Source organism: Vibrio sp. D173a (genome assembly GCF_030248475.1).
On record NZ_JAHGAH010000120.1, the window covers coordinates 1 to 17,845 of the forward strand.

Consider the following 17,845-nt stretch of genomic DNA (forward strand, 5'->3'; position numbering starts at 1 on the left):
TCATTGGCAGAAAAAATTGGCTGTTCTCAAACACACCAAATGGTGCTGATGCGAGCGCGATGCTTTTCAGCATCGTCGAGACAGCGAAAGCCAACGGCCTTATCCTCTACGACTACATGGTCAAGTGCATGAAAGAGCTCGCGAAAGCGGAGCCTGATATCAATGCGCTCCTACCTTGGAACTTCAAACATTAACAACACCGCCCCGTGGGTTCATGGGGCGCATACATCTTAGCTCATCGGCCTATTGGTCGCGAACACTTGAACCTTTCTACTCAACAGGCTTTGTGCTGCGTTCGAGTCTTTTTCAAAGCTTAAAATCGCGTTGGAGCGCTCAGTATTGGCAAGCATAGAAAGCGTCTCGCCTAGCTCCAATTTTGAGTTAGTGCGGTTTTGCTCTCGCTCGTTTGGATTTATCTGCACCACGGTTCTGCCTAAAAAGTTTCCCTTCTGTACAGACTCAGTCTGGTTATTGCTCTCGATCCAATCGATAGATAAGTGCTTTTGTGTTGGTTGGATGTCATTGGACATAGATTACCTAAACTCTTAAATCCGAGCTCTGAAGCTGAGATGGCAAAGCTTCCATGGCGATGTGGGCAGATAACAAATCTTCCCAAGATTCGCTCTGTGTGAGCAGCTCAGCTAGTGCATCTTCAAACAGTTCGTAGTCGAGTGACTCTGCATGAAGCAGTCTATTTAAACAAAGCTTGTGCCTGTGGTTATCTAAGCTAAAAAACAATTGATGCTCAGACCAATGGTAGTTGAATGCGATAAAAGAACGGTAAAGGTCAGAATTAACAATTTGTAGATCGACGATCTCAGCTTCTAATTGAAGCATCCCTGTCGTTGGGTGAAAAATCACATGCACTCTTAAGTTGTCATCAAAAGCTAAACCCAATTCGTCTTCAATCAACTGTAATTTAGGTAACCCTATTTGATGAGCAAATTTAAGTAAAACCTAATCTACGATTTGGCGCGCAGACATAGAAGTCATCCTTTTTAGAATTTTAAGGGTGAAGTTATGGCAAGTGCATTTCGATGTTTATCAAAATTGGTTGGATTTTTTTATATAAACGTTTTTTCTATAAGGTTAATAAAGAAAGCATTGACGGTGTTGCTTATATCATTAGTGCATATAAATTCCACTTATATAATATTTGATTATGTGATTGGAACTAATGTCAAATTTTAAAACAAAGCAAATCCAGTGTAATTAAGGGTTTCTTATTTTTGAGAATTTATTTTTTGAGTCATTTATAAAATACAGGTTGATCTTTTATATATTTCTGTACCAGAATTGCGACTGTCATTTTTAATAAAAAGATAAGTAGATAGAGTACGCAGTGAAATCTAGAACGCTTATTGGGTTGCTAAGCCTGTTGTTTTTGAATGCTTGCACTCACAACAATTCCTCAAACGGCGGCTTTGCGAGCTCTTCACAAGCTGTACTGTATGGGTGGGTGGCTTTTGATGAGTATATTGCGCCCGTGAGTACATCGGTTGATATTGATGTGTGCCAAGTAACCACAGAACGGTGTATTACAGTCGCAAAGCAGACATATCAGGGGGTTCAGCTGCCTGTGCAGTACTCTTTTGTTATTGCGCCTATACAAGCAGGTAAGGGTGAAATGAAGATCCGCGCAGTGTTACGTTATCAAGGGGAAATCAGAGCCAGTAAAGAAGAAGGCTATATTTTTACGCAAGGCAGAGTGCATAAGGATTTAAAACTAGAAGCTTACAATAATAACTAAAAAAGTAATCGTTTTCATTTTTTCTATTTTAATAAAAATTTAAGTTGAATGAAGCGAATAATCCGGAGCTAAAACCCTAATTATTAATGGAGTCAAGTCATCGGCTCAGTGCTTCTTTATATGAATATCTGTTGCACTCACTGCAATTTTTATGTTTATATCCCCCGCTTCTATGAAGTTGGCTAGATAGAGTGGTTTAAAAATAAACACTCCATTTTTGTGGAAATACCAATGTAGGTGAGAGTAGGCTTAAATATTAGTACTTTCATTTATTCTAATATAATAAGGGCTTTGGTTGCTTGAGTATCACTAGTTATAAGTTGAACTTTAGCAAAAGCTTATTAATTTCTCGAGAATATAAAAAACAATATCGAGACGTTTTTCCAAGATTATTTTTTGCTACCACCGGTAGTTTTTGAGCTATTTGTAATTTATTCGGGGAGTATGGTCGTGCTATCGCACCTGTGCTCTTTTCTTTGCTTCTTTAATTGACATCGTTCTGATTAAACATCGCACGTACTTTTTTGTATAGGCGTAGTCAGGCTTTGGCATTTCTCTATTTGGATTAGAGAAATTAGGATTATGAAGGGTAGAAAATGGATGTGTTAGGCCAACTAAACACAGAAAGGGTCAACTCGCTATCGCGAAAAATCCATAGTACTTGTTACTATGAAAAATACGATGAAGTTTTTCATTCTCGCCAGTCTCACATTGTTGTCGTTCACAATGGGCAATTGCGAGTTCAGACGGGGGATTGCACGTTAGATGTCGTCGCTGGTTGTGGTGTGTTTCTCTCTCAAGGGGATTACTTACTAGAATACACGCCAGTAGATGGCCAATATACGGCGTCAGTGATCGAATTCGACAACGAACTTGTCAGTCAATTTTTGCAAAAGCACAGTGATTTACTGATGTCGCTACCAAAAGTTGAGAACGTTCAGTCTGGATTGTTCCCGTTTACTTTCAATTTGTTGATAGAGCAGACCTTATCAGGGATGAAGACGCTAGAAGAGCAGTCTTATCCTGACACCATCATGCGCTTAAAATACGAGGAAATGCTCATCTTATTGCTCCACGGTGAGCAAGGTGAGAACCTGTATGCGTTATTATCACAGCTGACCAACAAAACCTCAGACCGACTGCGTCGCTTTATGGAACTCCATTACCTGAAGGAGTGGAAGCTGACCGACTACGCACAAGAGTTTGGCGCGAGCCTGACGACGTTTAAAGAGCTCTTTAGTGAGCACTATGGCGTTTCTCCTAGGGCGTGGATCAGTGAGCGCCGTTTGCTGCATGCCCATAAGTTATTGCTTACCAGCAAAATGAGCATTGTCGATGTCGCAATGGAAGCGGGCTTTTCTAGTCAATCTTACTTTACGCAAAGTTACCGACGCCGTTTTGGAACGACACCAAGTCGTGTACGTTCTGGGGATGAACAAGTCGCTATTGCTAAGTGAAATGTCTGACGACTAAAATTTTCTGACTAATTTTGAAAGGCATCAACTGACGTAAACTCTATTATGCTCAGCGTAACAACGAACAAAACTATTACCTCTACTTCCTTCTGGATTGTTCGAAGTAGATGCGGAGAACAACACCAATGAAAAAGCTGCATTGGCGACGCCGTTCGCTTTTTCCTAACAACATTGTGACGCAAAGGAAGGTCACTGTATTGCAGAGAGGCGCAAGATACGAAGGTTTAACCCAATCATCGCAAGTGCCCAATGTTGTTAATGTCAATCACCGACAACTGCTTAGTGAAGATGTTTTGAGTTCAGAACAATTGTCTTTGCTGCAACGTTTGCTTGACCGCAATGTCGTTGATTGCTTATGTGCAAGCCAAGTGGTGAAAACCTATCAAAGGTTTGGTACCTCTTTAGACCGGTTTGCCATGCGCCTCTTTCTCGAGGTGGGTGGGCAACTGAGTGACAATCATGTGTTGAGCTCTTTTGAGCAAAGGCTGGATTACATTAACAGCCGATTAGGTTTTCGCTTCAATTTAGCGTCCCCTAAAACGCTGATCCTGTCGATGTATTTAACCCTGAATGAGTGGGTGAACCGAAAGACAGATCAGGCGGTGTTGCATGACACCATCAAGCTTGAGCAGTTGATCAATCAGCTGAGTATTCAGAAAGACTACTGGTTGAGACTGTCGACAGAAGAAAACAGTGCGATTTTTGCAGAGCAGCAGTTAGCACTGATTCAGAGCCAGCAGAGTGAACTGTATGAGCAGCTGGATGTTCTTAATGAACAACAAAATCAGGCAGTCGAATCTCACCGAGCGATGGTGGAAGAGTGGAAGCCAACGCTTGAGAAGCTCAAAGGTCTATCTCAGTACGGCGAAACGTCAGATAAGTTTATCTCTGAATGGAAAGTCTGGTGTGGCGAAGCTCGAGTGCAAGCGCCTGAGCTCAACGACGTATGGGACGCTTGTGACCATGTGTACAGCGACTTAAATGCGGTTGCGGAGATTTGGCAGTGGTTTCAAGACATGCACACCGTTGGCAATGTGGATCACTACTATTTTGATATTCAGAGTAACCAGTGCGGTCAAGCTTGTAACCATCTCAGCCAGATTTAAATAGAGCTAAATATGTTAGATCAAATGATGAAATCTCTCGCGGCAACGATTGGGGTTGGGGATTTTATTGCCTCAAATAATGGTTCCTACGATATCGAAGTCGACCAGATGCTGCTTAACATTCGGCAGCATTCATCATGGGTCTTGTGGGAAACCGTGCTCCCATTTCAGTTTGAACAGCACCTCGATTACCAAAAAGAGCAGGCACTCAAGCATTGTATGCAGCTCTCTTTGAAGACACTGCGAGATACGAGTAGCACACTGACGGTGAATGATAACGAACAGTTGATTGTGCAAGGAAAGATGAACATGGAAAGCGCAACCGCAGAAGCATTATGCGCTCAGCTCTCCCAACATGTGAATTTGGTCGAGCAGTTTAGTGGTGTGCTAGAGCATCAACGCGTTAATCATACCGTCAGCCACAGTATTTGGATTCCATAATGCTTGCCGTTTTAAAAAAACAACTTCGCCGACTTGTTTGGTCTGTTGCATGTACTTTGAGTTTGTTGGCGGCATTGCCTTTACACGCATCAGAGTTGGATTGGCCTGATCAGCCGTTTCGTTACTATGCCGACAACGACTCTTTAAAAGAACTATTGAATAACTTTGGCGCTAACTATCGTGTTTCTGTGTCGGTCAGTGACAAAGTCAATGATCGAGTCAGTGGTCGATTTACGCCAGAAGACCCAGCCGAGTTTCTTGATTACCTAGCACAGGTCTACAACCTGATGTGGTATTTCGATGGCGCGGTGTTGCATGTGTACAAAGCGACGGAAACCCGTTCACGACTGTTACAGCTTGAACTTCTAACGGCCCGTGAGCTGCGCAGTACTCTGATATCGACAGGGATTTGGGATTCTCGCTACGGTTGGCGTGCGGCAGAGAACAAAGGGTTGGTTTATTTAGCGGGCCCACCTAGATACGTTGATTTGGTTGTGCAAACGGCCGAAGCGCTGGAAAGCCGATTGGTTCAAAAGTCGAACTCTACGGATGAGCTGTTTGTTGAAATTATTCCTTTGAAATACGCCTCGGCGACGGACAGAGAAATCACTTATCGCGATCAAGCGGTGACGGTTCCGGGCATTGCATCGGTATTGAGCCGGGTGTTGTCGGGTGTTCAAACTCAGATCAAGGCAACCAAAGAGAGTGAAGAAACGGACATCAATACGGCTGCAACCACGACGAAGAATGTTTCTGTACACGGCGGTGCGTCGGTTGAAGCAGAGCCAGGTTTAAACGCCATCATAGTACGTGATACGCAAGCGCGCCTGCCTTTGTACCGCAAGTTGGTCGCTCAGTTGGATCAGCCACAGTCGCGAATCGAAGTGGCACTCTCGATTGTCGATATCAGTGCGAACGATTTGAGCCAACTGGGTGTGGATTGGCGAGCGGGTATTGAGGTCGGAAACAACAGTATTTTAGACATCAAAACCACAGGTGACGTTGATGGTGGTGATGTGACGCTAGGCAGCGGGCAGACCTTTAAGTCACTGCTTGATGCGACCAATTTAAACTACTTGTTGGCTCAAATTCGTTTGTTGGAATCTCAAGGTAGTGCTCAAGTCGTGTCTCGACCGACTTTGCTAACTCAAGAAAACGTTGAGGCGGTGTTGAACAACAGCAGCACGTTCTACGTCAAGTTGATTGGCAGAGAAACGGCGGCGCTTGAAGAAGTGACCTACGGCACCTTACTGCGAATCGTCCCACGTATTGTCGGAGATCGATTTGTTGAAAGACCAGAAATCAACTTGAGTTTGCATCTTGAAGATGGTGCGCAAATTCCAGATGGCGGTGTTGATGATGTGCCATCCATCCGCAAGACAGAGATCAGCACGTTGGCGACTGTGAAACAAGGGCAGAGCCTACTCATCGGTGGTGTGTACCGTGATGAAGTTAGTCACCAACTGCGTAAAGTGCCTTTGTTAGGAGACATCCCATACCTTGGTGCTTTGTTTAGAAGTACCACTGATACCAACAGAAGAACGGTGCGCATGTTCATTATTGAGCCGAGAATTGTTGTCGATGGTATTGGTGATAACGTGCTTATCGGTAATGAGTATGACTTAAGACCAAAGCTTGGCACCTTGAACAATATTTCAAATAACAGTGTAGAGCTGAAATCGGCACTCGCGCTCTACAGCTGTACATCTCAAGTGCAAGCGGAGCGTCATCAGCAAGATCTATTGTCACAGGGCAAATCTTCGCTGTTATCACAATGCGAGCTGCCTTCAGGGCAAAAAGGATGGCGAGTGCAAATCAAAGAGTGTGATGGCTCAGAGAATCATTGCGTTCGACCATTAGAGGAGCAATAGCCTCAATGCAGCAATGGAAAATTCGTATTCTCTCTGGTGTTCATGCCGGAGTAGAGGTGACCTTACCCAATGATTCATTGGTGTTGGGGAGCGATGACTTTACCGCCGACCTTGTGCTGACCGATTCGGACATCAAGGCGAGTCACCTTGTATTGGTATGCGATGGCGATACCGTCTTACTGCGTGATTGTGATGAGGTTTCGATCAATAACGAGAGCGTTACCGTTGACGCTAATGGGATTGAATTATCACGCAACGCCTTGGTTTCGGTTGGCCGATTAACGTTTGCGGTAGGGCATCTTGAAGATGACTTGGCGATCGATATCACGACGGAAGCCACAGATAAACAAGCGGCACCGGTCAGCCATAAACCGTCATCAGGTTGGAAGAGAACAGTCTTGATCGGCTTGATGTGCAGCCTGATCCCAAGCGTGATATTTGCCGGTGTTTGGTATAGCCAAATCCGAGCTAGCGACAGCGATGCCATCACGGAAGCGGAGCCCATCGTTTTAGTGCGCAATATTCTGAGCGAATTGAAGCTTGATGATGTGCGAGTTGAATGGAATGCAACGGCAAGGCAGGCAGTACTGGAAGGGTACGTCGAGGATAGAACCGCAAAACTGCAACTGCTGGGAAGAATTGACGCGCTAGGGATCAACTACAAAAGTGATCTGCGAACCATGGAAGAAATTCGTCGTGGCGTGCGCTTTATCTTGCGTAACCTCGGTTATCACCAAGTCAAAGTTGAGAATGGTGAAGAGACAGGCACGCTGCTCTTAACGGGGTACATTGATGATGCGAGCCGTTGGAGCCAAGTCGAGCAGATATTAGAACGCGATGTCCCGGGGCTGGTCGCTTGGAAGGTCGAACTGCAAAGAGCGGGCGCCTATATGGATACGCTCAAAGCCTTGCTTGAGAAAGCAGAGTTACTAAAGAAAGTTCAGTTAGTAACAAGTGGCGATCGTATTGAAGTTCGCGGTGAGTTGGACGATATCGAGACCACTCGCTTCTATGGCGTTACAAGGGATTTCCGTGAGCAGTATGGCGAGAAACCTTATTTGGTTTTGAAGTCCATTCCGAAAGTAAGCAAGGGAACGAACATCGATTTTCCGTTTCGTAGCGTGAATTTCGGCCAAGTTCCTTATGTGATTCTTACGGACAATGTTCGTTACATGGTTGGGGCTCGCACCCCTCAAGGGTATCGCATTTCTAGCGTCACCCCATCAGGAATAGAGCTGGTGAAGGGCGGGCGAGTGATCACGATCGATCTAGGGTATGAAGGTGGAAATACCAATGACAAATCTTGAACAACTACTACAAAGCGACTCAGGGCAGGAACAGAAAGAGGCCATTGTCCTCAAGTTCAAGCAAGCGCAATCTGCAGTTAAGCGCCAGCTCGATCTTGGCTGTGCTCCCCATGAATATCAGTTGCTACTCAAACAGCATGAAGCCTATCAAGCGGCCCTAGCTGTGATTGAAACTGTCGAATGCAATAAATAACCAAGAGGCGATACCTATGTCATTTTACGATGCGAGTAACAGTGTTTATCTCGATGATGTTAAAGCGAAACTAGAAGAACAAGCAAAAGCGGCGAATGAAGCCGTGAACGAAGCGATCAAAAACCTAGAAACGAACGCTGATGACCCATCAAAGCTGGCTGAATTGCAGCACACCATCAACAAATGGTCGGTGGTTTACAACATCAACGCGACCACCACTCGTGCTATCAAGGATGTGATGCAGTCGATTCTGCAGAAGGTGTAAGTTATGGAAAAAGACATGCGTTTGCTGCTGGCCGAAACGGCTTTGATGGCAACCGGTATGCATCGCTACGAAGAGGCAGAGACGATTGCGTCTTGCCTCGAATCCCAAGGGGATACCGAAGAAGTTGTGGCAATGATTCGTTCTATGAGTTTGATGAATCGTGGTCGCTACGAAGAGGCGCATCGCTTGCTTGAACCTGTATGCGTGAACTCGCCTGACTTAGTCTGCTTAGCGGCTCTGGCGGCGGGTAAAGCAGGGTTAGCGAGCAAAGCGGAATCTTGGCTGGCGATGGCTTCAAAAGGCAGTGAAGAAAGCCAAGCCTTTGCAACGAGCTTCTCTCAGGATATCAGGAACCTTTAATGAAGGTTGAAAACAACTCGCTCAACTATGTGCTCAGTCAGGTTCAGCAGCCAACCAAAGTTGATCCGCACGAGGCAAACAAGATGAGCCGTTTGATGAGTGAAAGTGCGTCAGACTACAGTGCATCAGAAAGCAATTCATCAAACAAGAGCGCATCGCCAGTACAAAAAAGCACGGACATCGTCTCTCAGTCTGAGGCCAAAGTAACGGCAATTAAAGAGTGGTATGAAGCGCTCAAGAGTTCCGGAAACTTTAGCTCAGCGGCACTTAACCGCTCACTTGACGGAGCGCTTGCTTCTCCAAGCGAGCAGAAAGAGGCGTTGTGGTATGCACTTAGCCAGGAAAGAAGCGTAAAAGGCACCGATAAAGCGTCTCCAGAATTACTGGTTTCACTCGAACAAGAGTTACTGGGCAGCTTTTCTGGACGTTTGCTCGCCGATCCTCCAAAAGATCGTGAGGAGCTAAAAGTGCTGCTGTCTGAGCATTTCCCTCTGGGGGCGCAAAAGGAACAAGCACTTTGGCATAGCTGGGCCGAGTTGAAAGACATTCCTGATCAAGAGCCATTGTTAGACATGGTTCGGGAAGAGTTGAGTTTTGTTATACAAATCAACTCGATGGTCAAAAACATGCTGACTTACAGCCACAAACTAGAGCTCTCATAGGAACGCAGATGATCAATACGCAATACACCGAAGTCATGCAGACGAATCTAGATCAAGTGCAAGATGCGCAAGCTCAGGATAGGCTTAGCGAACGTTTCGAGCAAGCGATGTTGGCCCCGGAAGGAAACAATGGTTTAGAAGGTGGTTTGTTAGAAAACATTAGCGAGCTGAAAAATACCATCGATAACGCAAAAAGCAGTTTAACCGACAGTATGAAAATGGTGGGTGACGATCCTGCTCAGCTTTTGCAAATGCAATGGGCGTTGACTCGAATTACCTTTCAAGAGGAACTGATCGCCAAGACGGTAGGTAAAACGACGCAAAACGTAGAAACACTGTTAAAGGCACAGTAGTTACAATGAAGTCAGTCATCACAAGAAAAACAATGCGTGCAGTAAGCATGTTACTGGTTCTATTTTTGGTGGGTTGTCAGACCGAACTTTACACCGGTGTGAGCCAGAAAGAAGGCAACGAAATGTTGTCGATCTTACTTTCTGAAGGCGTCGTCGCCACCAAAGAACCGGATAAAGACAACACCGTCAAGCTGATGGTAGATAACGCACAAATTGCGTTTGCGGTTGATGCGCTTAAGCGCAAAGGTTACCCAAGAGAGCAGTTCTCGACACTAAAAGAAGTCTTCCCTAAAGACGATCTGATTTCGTCTCCGCTTGCTGAGCGAGCAAGACTTATTTACGCGAAATCGCAAGAGCTGTCGTCCACATTGTCACAAATTGATGGTGTGTTGGTCGCTCGCGTTCACGTGGTACTTGAAGACCAAAATCTTCGTCCTGGTGAGCGCCCAACGCCAGCATCGGCATCTGTGTTTATCAAACATGCAGCGGATGTGGCGTTGGACTCTTATGTCCCTCAAATTAAGCTGTTAGTAAACAACAGTATCGAAGGGTTGAACTACGATCGTATTAGCGTGGTGATGGTGCCATCTTCGGAAGTTCGCGTGACTTCTCAAGGTAATCAATTCGAAAGCATTCTGTCGATTCAAGTGACCAAAGACACCGCAAGCCATCTGATTGCTATCCTTGTTTTCTTGGTACTGCTGATCATTGGCTCTAACGCAGCAACGTTTGCTTGGTGCCGCAGGAACGTGAAACGTGGTTAATTCCGAAACGCCGGCTTCCCAAATTCAGCATCAGTTTAACTATTGCCCTTGCAGTTATATTGACGAAAGTTGGGTAATGGAAAAACAGCCTTGGTTGTTAAAACTTCAAGGCTGGAGAGACCAAGCGGCCATCAATCAGTGGTGTATTGAAGACTGGGCGTTGTCGCCAATTACGGACCATGCTTTTAATCATCCATACAACAGTCTGGCTTTACTGCCTGTAGAGGCAACAAATCGGCTGCTGCTGATGATTGGCGGAATCATGCATTGCCAAGCGATGCGCCAAGTGGTGCTAAAGCAACCTAAACAGTGTCTTAATCAGGTCTTTGGGGTGGATGAAACGCGTTTTTTGATCCAACAAGGACCGATGATGATTTCCAGCTGGCCCAGCGGTTGGCAAAAGCCACTGCCAACCAGCCTTGATGAAAAAAGCTTTGAAAAGACAGCCCGAGAGCTGGGGTATTTATGGGTCACGTTCTTACTGGCAAAGTCACCATCAGAGCTAGTGCAACGATGGCAATTTAAGCTCGATCGTCAACTGACGCTGACGGATCGCAGTGCAGATTGGTTGGATGACGCGCATCGTGATCTCGCATATCGACTTATCAAGAAAATCGCAAAACAGGTAATTCCTCAATGGTTTCATTTGTTGAAATAAAAACCGACAACTTGCAATTGGCGCCGGGCTTAAAAGTGCTCAAAGCAAAAGACTATGTGAGTTACTTAGATTCGCAGCATTTGGTTGAGGCGGCGCACTCAAAAGCAGAAAGTATCATTGCGAAAGCGGACGAAGCCTATGAGCTAGAGAGGCAGCGAGGTTATCAGGACGGCATCGATCAAGCGAAGATCGAGAATGCCGAAACCATGCTGGCAACACTTGCTCGATGCAACGAGTACTATTTGCAGGTCGAGCAAAAAATGACAGGCGTTGTGCTCGATGCCGTCAGAAAGATCATCAACAGCTTTGATGATGTGGATACCACAGCAAGTGTCGTGAGAGAGGCGCTCCAGCTCGTCAGTAACCAAAAGCAAGTGATTCTTCATGTACATCCAGAGCAGGTTACTGAAGTGCGGGAGAAGGTTTCTTCCATACTCAGTGATTTCCCTGAAGTGGGGTACGTTGAAGTCATTGCCGATGCGCGTTTAAAAAACGGCGGTTGCATACTGGAGACCGAGGTCGGTATTATCGATGCGAGTATCGATGGTCAGCTGCAAGCGCTCAAGCAAGCTATTACCAAGCAATTGAGCGAACGCCAGCAGATACAGCCCTAATGCGTTTATTTTTGCTCTCCGAAAGTCCAGCTATGCTGGGCTTTTTTATTTTCAGTGGCTGGCTATTTCTAGATTCAGCATCAATTTCCTCTCACTGGCATGCAACTGAAAGCCGTGAGCGCTAGCCGATAAAAGGCGCCCTAAAAACTTCTGACCAAAAGTGATATATGGCGAATGCCCTTACGCTTATCGTTTTGATTACTCAATACGAAAAGGGGTCCTCGCAATGAACAAAGAAGAAATCATAAACAACTGGCTATCCGACTTATCTGGCGGGCAATGGCAGCTTTTGAATGGTCAATGCAACTTAGTTGGCGAAGATGGCATGCATTACGCCACGATTTTCAATTATGAAAACCGCATGGTGGTCATGTTCCCTTTGTCACCAGCCAAACAGCCTGAGGGGGGAATATCACCTTCCAAACTGCTGGCGCTGAATTCTCACCCCGATGTTGTCGGCATTGCGTCGTTCTCGTTAGCCGCTGACAACGCCACTGTTGTACTCAACTTTGCATTGCCGGATGAGTCCGTGGTGAATAGCGATCTCAATGTCTTTTGGCAAAATGCACTCAGTTTACGCAGTGCCTTGTTTGATGCGATCACTGAATCCACTGCGGGGTGATCGATGCAAACAACGATTCGAACAGACGGCGCGGCAAGCACCGCGGCTTTGCTGTCCTCACAGCAGACACTAAGCGCGGCAAGCACCGCGGCTAATACCTCTTTAAGTCAGGTTTCATCGGTCTCCGTTTCCTTAGTCGGTAATCAACCACCGCTGAACACGCAACCAGTCCCGATGCCACCATTGCGTCAGGCCGAGGAAGAGTTTAATCACGCCATCATGCGTGCTGCCCAGTATGAAGGTAGCATTGAAAATTTAGTCCGAGACAAGGTAAATGCGCAGTTTCCAACAACCTCTGACGCGGTGAAAAACCAGATAGTCGCTCAGTCGGTGGAAAAGATTGCAGAAGCCAACCAAGCATTTGAGTTTAACCATTTGGGCAATGACCTGCTGCAGAGCCCTGCCGTTGAGTACATGTCTCAATCGTTTTTGCGTCGGATCCTAGAAAACGTAGCGATCGCTCAAGCGAAAGATCCTTCAGTGCCAGTAGCAAAGAAAAATGAAGACGCTGGCATCGGTTTTCTGGACGGCTGGAGTGATGATGACGTTAAGTGGGCAGAACAGCTCAACAGCGTACTCAAGGACCCTAAAGCCAATGCTCGGGTACTGACTACATTAGCTTATAGCCATTTGAGGGTATTTCGTGATCCTTCACGACTTAAGATGATGGGCGATGCTGTGAATCAGCCGCTGCTGAATGCTAAGGAAGCAAACCAAAGGCTGAACATTTTCCACTTATACGGTGAAGGGGCGCAGCCAGAGATCTCGACGCCGACCACCACCCAGCCCCACGGTTGGGCATGGCTTAAGTATGCCGATTGGAATACAAGTGAAGTGCTCGGCAACAAAACCGGCAATGACTTTATCGGCAGTCGTCAAAATGGCGACCCTCACAAAGGGACCGGATTCAAGTTTCAAGGAATGCAGGAGGCTATGAAGCCTGCGGCTTATCACAACGACGCTATTGCTTTAAAAGAGCGTCCAGAACATGAGTCCGGCTATGGTGGTTTCGTTATCAATGACAAAACGTTAACCACGATTGGCGACGATAAACCAACTTCGGTCAACTGGCGCCAACAAAACATGGATAAGAAGTTACCTATGTTTGCGGGGCCATCCAGTACCACCTCTTTTATGTACGAAGTGGCACGCCTTCTCAAAATGCCTGCTTCTGAAGCGCAAGCCTTTCGAGCCTTGCTGTTGGGGTGGATGATTCAGCCGCGTGATCACAGCTTTACAGAGATCATGGGAGCACTGGATGCTTATGCAATGGAGCACAATGACCACGGCGCTGCGACAGTAGACAGTGATGGCATGATGACGTGGCAAGCACGTGAGAAGGGCAATTGGCTTGGTGCTTACGAGGGGCTGATAACCCAAGACATCGACTTACCCGGTATGGATGCCAAGACAATCACACTAAATGGACAAGAGGTTCATCTACCCGCGATTGAACCGGTGAAAATGAGTGTCGAAGAGTTCGATCAATCTGTGACTCAAGGGAAAGGCTACCCATCACAATATGCAGGGAGTAAGTATCTTGATGTTCTGGCGCAGGCCGCGCAGAGTGATCAAGAAGCAGACGATACCTTTGGCCTAGCTTCAGAGAAAATTCACTACGCTCCGCAAAATATGAATGACTTGAAGTTATACAATACCGAGCAGCGAACCATGCCGGAATTGCCTGAGCGAAAACCGTCAGGGCAACCATTTATCGATGGTGTTAAAGCGGAAGCGTTAGGCAACTGGTTGGAGGGTAAGTCTCCTGCGCAATACCAACAGCTTCTCGGTAATGCTGCGTCTTTGTTGGCGGAATCTTCACAGGAAGGATCGCTAAGTAATGTTTTTCGTTACGGTGAGCGTAATGACGTGTGGGAAACCTTTCGCACGGTAGATAAGTCGAACATGCTTGATGCTCAGTTGGTGTTCAAAAACAAACCTGATCACCAAGATGCGTTAGCTTTTTTACAGTATATCGCGAGCAGCAAAGCCACACCAGCTGAACGCCAACAAGCGGTATTAGAAGCCATTGGTGATGATGCAAATAACCAAGCGACGCTGATTAACGCGATGCTGCTGGCGACGACTCGATTCTATACAGGGAATGGCGCAAATATTATCAACCCAGGCTACGGCGATTTTGCTCCACCAAAGAACGAGAGTGAAATGGAGATGCGTCTTCAATCGTTCCTAAAACGTAATCAATACACGAGTTCTGCTGAGCGAGCGCAAGCGAAGAAAGAGTATCGCCAGAACGTGGATATGTTACAGGCTGCGATAGACTCTCCAATGTTTGAACGATACTCCGGTAAAGTCTGGCACGGCTGTCACACCAGTGTTGCCGATGCTGCGTTAGAGAAGGGAACCGGTTTTCAGTTTCCTGGCTTTATGAGTACAACGCGTGCTCCAGACGTGGCACAAAGTTATATGGCGAAAGGTGCGCTTTTGGTCATTAACCCGGCGCCAGACCTTGGGGTGAATATTGAACCCATCAGTAATGCGGAAGGTGAGAGAGAAATCTTGGTTCCTGCAGGGACGTCTTTTACTGTGGAACAAAGCTATACCTTACACCTGGAGAAAGGTTACCCGCCTTCAGCCAATACGGCGATGAAAAAGCGAATTTACGATGCAGAAGTGGCTACGGGGAGCCGCAAACCTCATGTGACCATACGCATAACGACGCCAGAGATGGAGAAAGCGGGCCTAAGTGGTCAAAGCGATCCAAAAGGAGAGGCAGAACTTTCTGACTTGATTGATCATATCAAGAAAAATCCCTCGAACATGGAAGAGCAAACCAAGGTTGTGGTACTGAGCCGAGAGTCCAGTGCAACCAGCGTCAGTGTGGCGAATGCGGATAAAGTGGCAACAGAAGCCTTTAAGCCAATGTACTCTGGTGGCTTTGTTTAGCCAAGAAGCTCAATAACTTAAGTAAGTCTATTCAACTCGAGGTCTCTCAACAGTTTTAGCTTGCTTGAGACTGAAACAGTAAAGCTCAGCACACTATGCTGAGCTTTTTCTATTCTCATCATGTGTCTTATCATAAACGACTTAAAATGAAAAAAAGCCGACCATATCTAGCATATTCACCCATCTGTATTCAGCATAATAACCCCATCAGCCAACACTCTGCGCTTATCTAAACCGCAGAGATGTAAATACTAATAAATACAAAAATAGGAATGTAAATCAGATGGTCAACGGATTTATATCGACCCTTCTAAACGACTTTGCAAAGCGTTGCCAAATAGAAACGCTGGAATTTGATGAAGAAGGTTGTTGCCGCTTAATTATTGATAACGAAGTGGCGATTACACTTCGCTCAAATGAAGAGAAGCTAACGCTTATTGGCTTAATCTCCGGTGAGAAACCGCATCCGGATGTTTATTTTAAACACATGAAAGCAGCATTAACAAAAGATGAGCCCTACGTCTGTTGGGATGAAGATGCTGGCTACATCGGTTTTATTCACATTCATCAAACGATGTTAACCGAGACATATTTTGAAACGTCGATTGCTCAATTTGTTGATTGGTTAAAGCTGTCAGCAAGCCCGCAGGAGCAAGCGGCGCAAGAACAGAAACAAACACAGACAATAGATGCGGCTCAATTTGCCACATTAAGGGTATAAATAATGATTAGTTTTGGAAACGTAAGCGCACTTCAAGCGGCACTTCCGCAAGCGCGAAATGAGATTCTAAGTGAAGGCAAACTCAATGTTGGTGGCAAGGAATATAAGATCGATGCAGATACTCAGCAGTTTGTTCGTTCAAACCCAAGCAATAGTGCAGTCGCTCGATTCTTTGAAGCTACGGGTAAGCTATTTAGAGAAGGCAACACAGACTCAGTAGCGAAAGCGATTACGAAATCGGTATTCGATAACGAGCATGGACAAGCTCAGCGCTTGCAAACCAGTTCTTCTGTTGAGCACGGTCAAATGCTGTTTAAAGATGCCAGCCTTAAAACGCCGGCCGATGTGTTAAATGCCTTTAGCCGACTTGATGCTCAGGCGATTAAGTCATACAGTGGTGAACTTAACCAATTGGCTGAGCGCGCGATGTCAGAAGCGCTATTGGATACGAAATCAGGACAGGACTTGAAGTCACAAATTGGTGAGGGTGCAACAAAAGCATTAGCTGGCAAAGTGGTTAAAGCTTTTGGTGGCGGTGCGATGGGCGTGAAGAATAACCCAAATACCGCGATGGGCTTGGAAGTTGTATTTGAAACCGAGGTTAAGAACTTAAAAGCGGCACAAGCACATATTGAAGGTTTGGCAAACAAAGACTTGAGTTCGGGTGTCTATGCGGATTCGCTAGCGGAAGATAAGTTCAATAAAACGGGTACGACGAACAACCTTGAACGCGCGGCGGCTTGGATCATTAACGCATCGACTTCGAAAGGAAACGATGCTGATAATATTACCGCGCTTCTTAAAGAGTACGCGGCCAATGATAAAGACTTGCTGAACATGGATAACTTAAAAGAGCTTCATGCGCGAGCGGTGCCGAATATTGAAAGAGATTACCGAGGCCCAGCGACGGCTGGCGGCGCACTTCCATCAAGCATTGGTGGTGAAGGCATGCTAAAACAGCACATAGAGGGCTTTTTGAAAGAAAACCCAGTGGCAGATAAAGATCTTGGTAAGCAGTTGTTTGCTGGCGTGATTGGCTACCATGGCTTCACGGATGGTAACGGTCGTATGGGGCGTATGCTGTATGCGATTGCTGAGCTTAGAAACGATTCATTTACGCCTCTCGCTTTAAGCGCAGAGCTTAGCCTTCACGGGATTAAGTAAATATCCACTCCATATTTAGAGCGACGAAAGTCGCTCTTTTTCGTTGTGAGTTATATATAAACATTGAAGTGTGAAACCGAAGTAATAAGTTTTTATTACTGGTTTTGATGTTTTCTCCTTGAATTAATAAATTAAAATTATTGACGGATTCTTATCTTTAAATATCTTGTTTAAAACGGATTTTTATATTCATTTCGCTAAATTTTATTTAAGTATTTATTTCTATTATTTTGTGCAGTAGTTCACTGGAGGTAATGGAAAACAACAAAATAAAAGCCAATTTCGACATCGCAAAATATCTACTTACGGTTTACTAGAGAGAGTAAATAGAGGGAATTGCGATGAATACACTACAAGTTCTATTAAATGAGTTTTGTGAGATAAATGAGCTACCGCCACTTAACTTTTCTGAAGAAGGTCGCTGTCAATTATTAGTTGATGACCGCTATGTTATTTATTTTAGCGCAACAGATAACAACGAACTTATTCTGTCCGTGGCTTTTGGTGGACTCGAAAAAAGTGGTGAGATGAGGGTGAAAGGCCTTGAGCTCATAGCTCATGGCAATTACTTCGCCATTGCAGAAGGGGGCCTAACCCTGAGGGCTCCCCACA

21 protein-coding genes and 1 pseudogene are annotated in these 17,845 nt (G+C 45.7%); 20 read left to right on the top strand and 2 right to left on the bottom strand.

The genetic code is table 11. The features are described from left to right. A partial coding sequence (locus KIV40_RS13490; RefSeq protein WP_285349655.1) for a transposase domain-containing protein occupies positions 1–194 on the top strand: 194 nt, incomplete at its 5' end. Between the two features lie 36 nt (positions 195–230). Here KIV40_RS13490 and exsE2 read toward each other — a convergent pair. Continuing rightward, the gene (gene exsE2 / locus KIV40_RS13495) at positions 231–530 is read right to left on the bottom strand and encodes a T3SS regulon translocated regulator ExsE2 (RefSeq protein WP_285349657.1); all 300 of its coding nucleotides are present in this window, start codon (positions 528–530) and stop codon (positions 231–233) included. A 7-nt stretch (positions 531–537) separates the two neighbouring features. Continuing rightward, positions 538–984: pseudogene (locus KIV40_RS13500) on the bottom strand (CesT family type III secretion system chaperone). Between the two features lie 358 nt (positions 985–1,342). On the opposite strand from KIV40_RS13500, the gene KIV40_RS13505 reads away from it, so the two are divergent. The 19 genes from KIV40_RS13505 to KIV40_RS13595 form a co-directional block, all read left to right on the top strand. Continuing rightward, positions 1,343–1,750, top strand: a complete 408-nt coding sequence (locus KIV40_RS13505; RefSeq protein WP_285349658.1) for a YscW family type III secretion system pilotin — start codon at positions 1,343–1,345, stop codon at positions 1,748–1,750. A gap of 596 nt (positions 1,751–2,346) precedes the next feature. Further along, positions 2,347–3,207, top strand: coding sequence for an AraC family transcriptional regulator (locus KIV40_RS13510; protein ID WP_050910531.1), 861 nt, complete (start codon positions 2,347–2,349; stop codon positions 3,205–3,207). Between the two features lie 143 nt (positions 3,208–3,350). Continuing rightward, a complete protein-coding gene (locus KIV40_RS13515) occupies positions 3,351–4,331 on the top strand; it encodes a T3SS regulon anti-activator ExsD domain-containing protein (RefSeq protein WP_285349661.1) in 981 nt (326 codons plus the stop codon). A gap of 12 nt (positions 4,332–4,343) precedes the next feature. Next, positions 4,344–4,772: a YscB family type III secretion system chaperone gene (locus KIV40_RS13520; RefSeq protein WP_285349663.1), complete on the top strand. Its 429-nt coding sequence runs from the start codon at positions 4,344–4,346 to the stop codon at positions 4,770–4,772. Further along, a complete protein-coding gene (gene sctC, locus KIV40_RS13525; protein WP_285349665.1) occupies positions 4,772–6,643 on the top strand; it encodes a type III secretion system outer membrane ring subunit SctC in 1,872 nt (623 codons plus the stop codon). Before KIV40_RS13520 ends, sctC begins: the two co-directional genes overlap by 1 nt. A 5-nt stretch (positions 6,644–6,648) precedes the next feature. Further along, positions 6,649–7,950, top strand: coding sequence for a type III secretion system inner membrane ring subunit SctD (gene sctD, locus KIV40_RS13530; protein ID WP_050910528.1), 1,302 nt, complete (start codon positions 6,649–6,651; stop codon positions 7,948–7,950). Further along, a complete protein-coding gene (locus KIV40_RS13535; RefSeq protein WP_005426287.1) occupies positions 7,937–8,143 on the top strand; it encodes an EscE/YscE/SsaE family type III secretion system needle protein co-chaperone in 207 nt (68 codons plus the stop codon). Before sctD ends, KIV40_RS13535 begins: the two co-directional genes overlap by 14 nt. 16 nt (positions 8,144–8,159) lie before the next feature. Then, positions 8,160–8,408: a type III secretion system needle filament subunit SctF gene (gene sctF, locus KIV40_RS13540; RefSeq protein ID WP_005426103.1), complete on the top strand. Its 249-nt coding sequence runs from the start codon at positions 8,160–8,162 to the stop codon at positions 8,406–8,408. 3 nt (positions 8,409–8,411) lie between these two features. Further along, positions 8,412–8,768: a YscG family type III secretion system chaperone gene (locus KIV40_RS13545; protein WP_285349668.1), complete on the top strand. Its 357-nt coding sequence runs from the start codon at positions 8,412–8,414 to the stop codon at positions 8,766–8,768. Further along, positions 8,768–9,430 (top strand): YopR family T3SS polymerization control protein, encoded by a 663-nt coding sequence (locus KIV40_RS13550; protein ID WP_285349670.1) that lies wholly within the window; start codon positions 8,768–8,770, stop codon positions 9,428–9,430. The genes KIV40_RS13545 and KIV40_RS13550 overlap by 1 nt, the downstream gene beginning before the upstream one ends. Positions 9,431–9,438: 8 nt before the next feature. Further along, positions 9,439–9,783 carry a type III secretion system inner rod subunit SctI gene (gene sctI / locus KIV40_RS13555; RefSeq protein ID WP_285349672.1) on the top strand — a complete coding sequence of 115 codons (345 nt, stop codon included), beginning with the start codon at positions 9,439–9,441 and terminating at the stop codon, positions 9,781–9,783. Positions 9,784–9,815: 32 nt separating this feature from the next. Beyond that, on the top strand, positions 9,816–10,547 hold the full coding sequence (sctJ, locus tag KIV40_RS13560; protein WP_010646247.1) for a type III secretion system inner membrane ring lipoprotein SctJ: 732 nt from the start codon (positions 9,816–9,818) through the stop codon (positions 10,545–10,547). Further along, positions 10,540–11,205, top strand: a complete 666-nt coding sequence (gene vscK / locus KIV40_RS13565) for a SctK family type III secretion system sorting platform protein VscK (RefSeq protein ID WP_285349674.1) — start codon at positions 10,540–10,542, stop codon at positions 11,203–11,205. Before sctJ ends, vscK begins: the two co-directional genes overlap by 8 nt. Beyond that, positions 11,184–11,819, top strand: coding sequence for an HrpE/YscL family type III secretion apparatus protein (locus KIV40_RS13570; protein WP_005426171.1), 636 nt, complete (start codon positions 11,184–11,186; stop codon positions 11,817–11,819). Before vscK ends, KIV40_RS13570 begins: the two co-directional genes overlap by 22 nt. Before the next feature lie 226 nt (positions 11,820–12,045). Continuing rightward, complete coding sequence (locus tag KIV40_RS13575) at positions 12,046–12,441, top strand: hypothetical protein (protein ID WP_005426189.1); 396 nt, start codon at positions 12,046–12,048, stop codon at positions 12,439–12,441. 3 nt (positions 12,442–12,444) lie between these two features. Continuing rightward, entirely contained in the window at positions 12,445–15,348 is a 2,904-nt protein-coding gene (locus tag KIV40_RS13580; RefSeq protein ID WP_285349677.1) for an ADP-ribosyltransferase, read from the top strand. A gap of 283 nt (positions 15,349–15,631) precedes the next feature. Then, positions 15,632–16,069 carry a CesT family type III secretion system chaperone gene (locus KIV40_RS13585; RefSeq protein WP_045453204.1) on the top strand — a complete coding sequence of 146 codons (438 nt, stop codon included), beginning with the start codon at positions 15,632–15,634 and terminating at the stop codon, positions 16,067–16,069. Positions 16,070–16,072: 3 nt separating this feature from the next. Beyond that, the gene (locus KIV40_RS13590; protein WP_285349679.1) at positions 16,073–17,233 is read left to right on the top strand and encodes a VopS family T3SS effector adenosine monophosphate-protein transferase; all 1,161 of its coding nucleotides are present in this window, start codon (positions 16,073–16,075) and stop codon (positions 17,231–17,233) included. Positions 17,234–17,574: 341 nt separating this feature from the next. Beyond that, a partial coding sequence (locus tag KIV40_RS13595) for a CesT family type III secretion system chaperone (RefSeq protein ID WP_285349681.1) occupies positions 17,575–17,845 on the top strand: 271 nt, incomplete at its 3' end.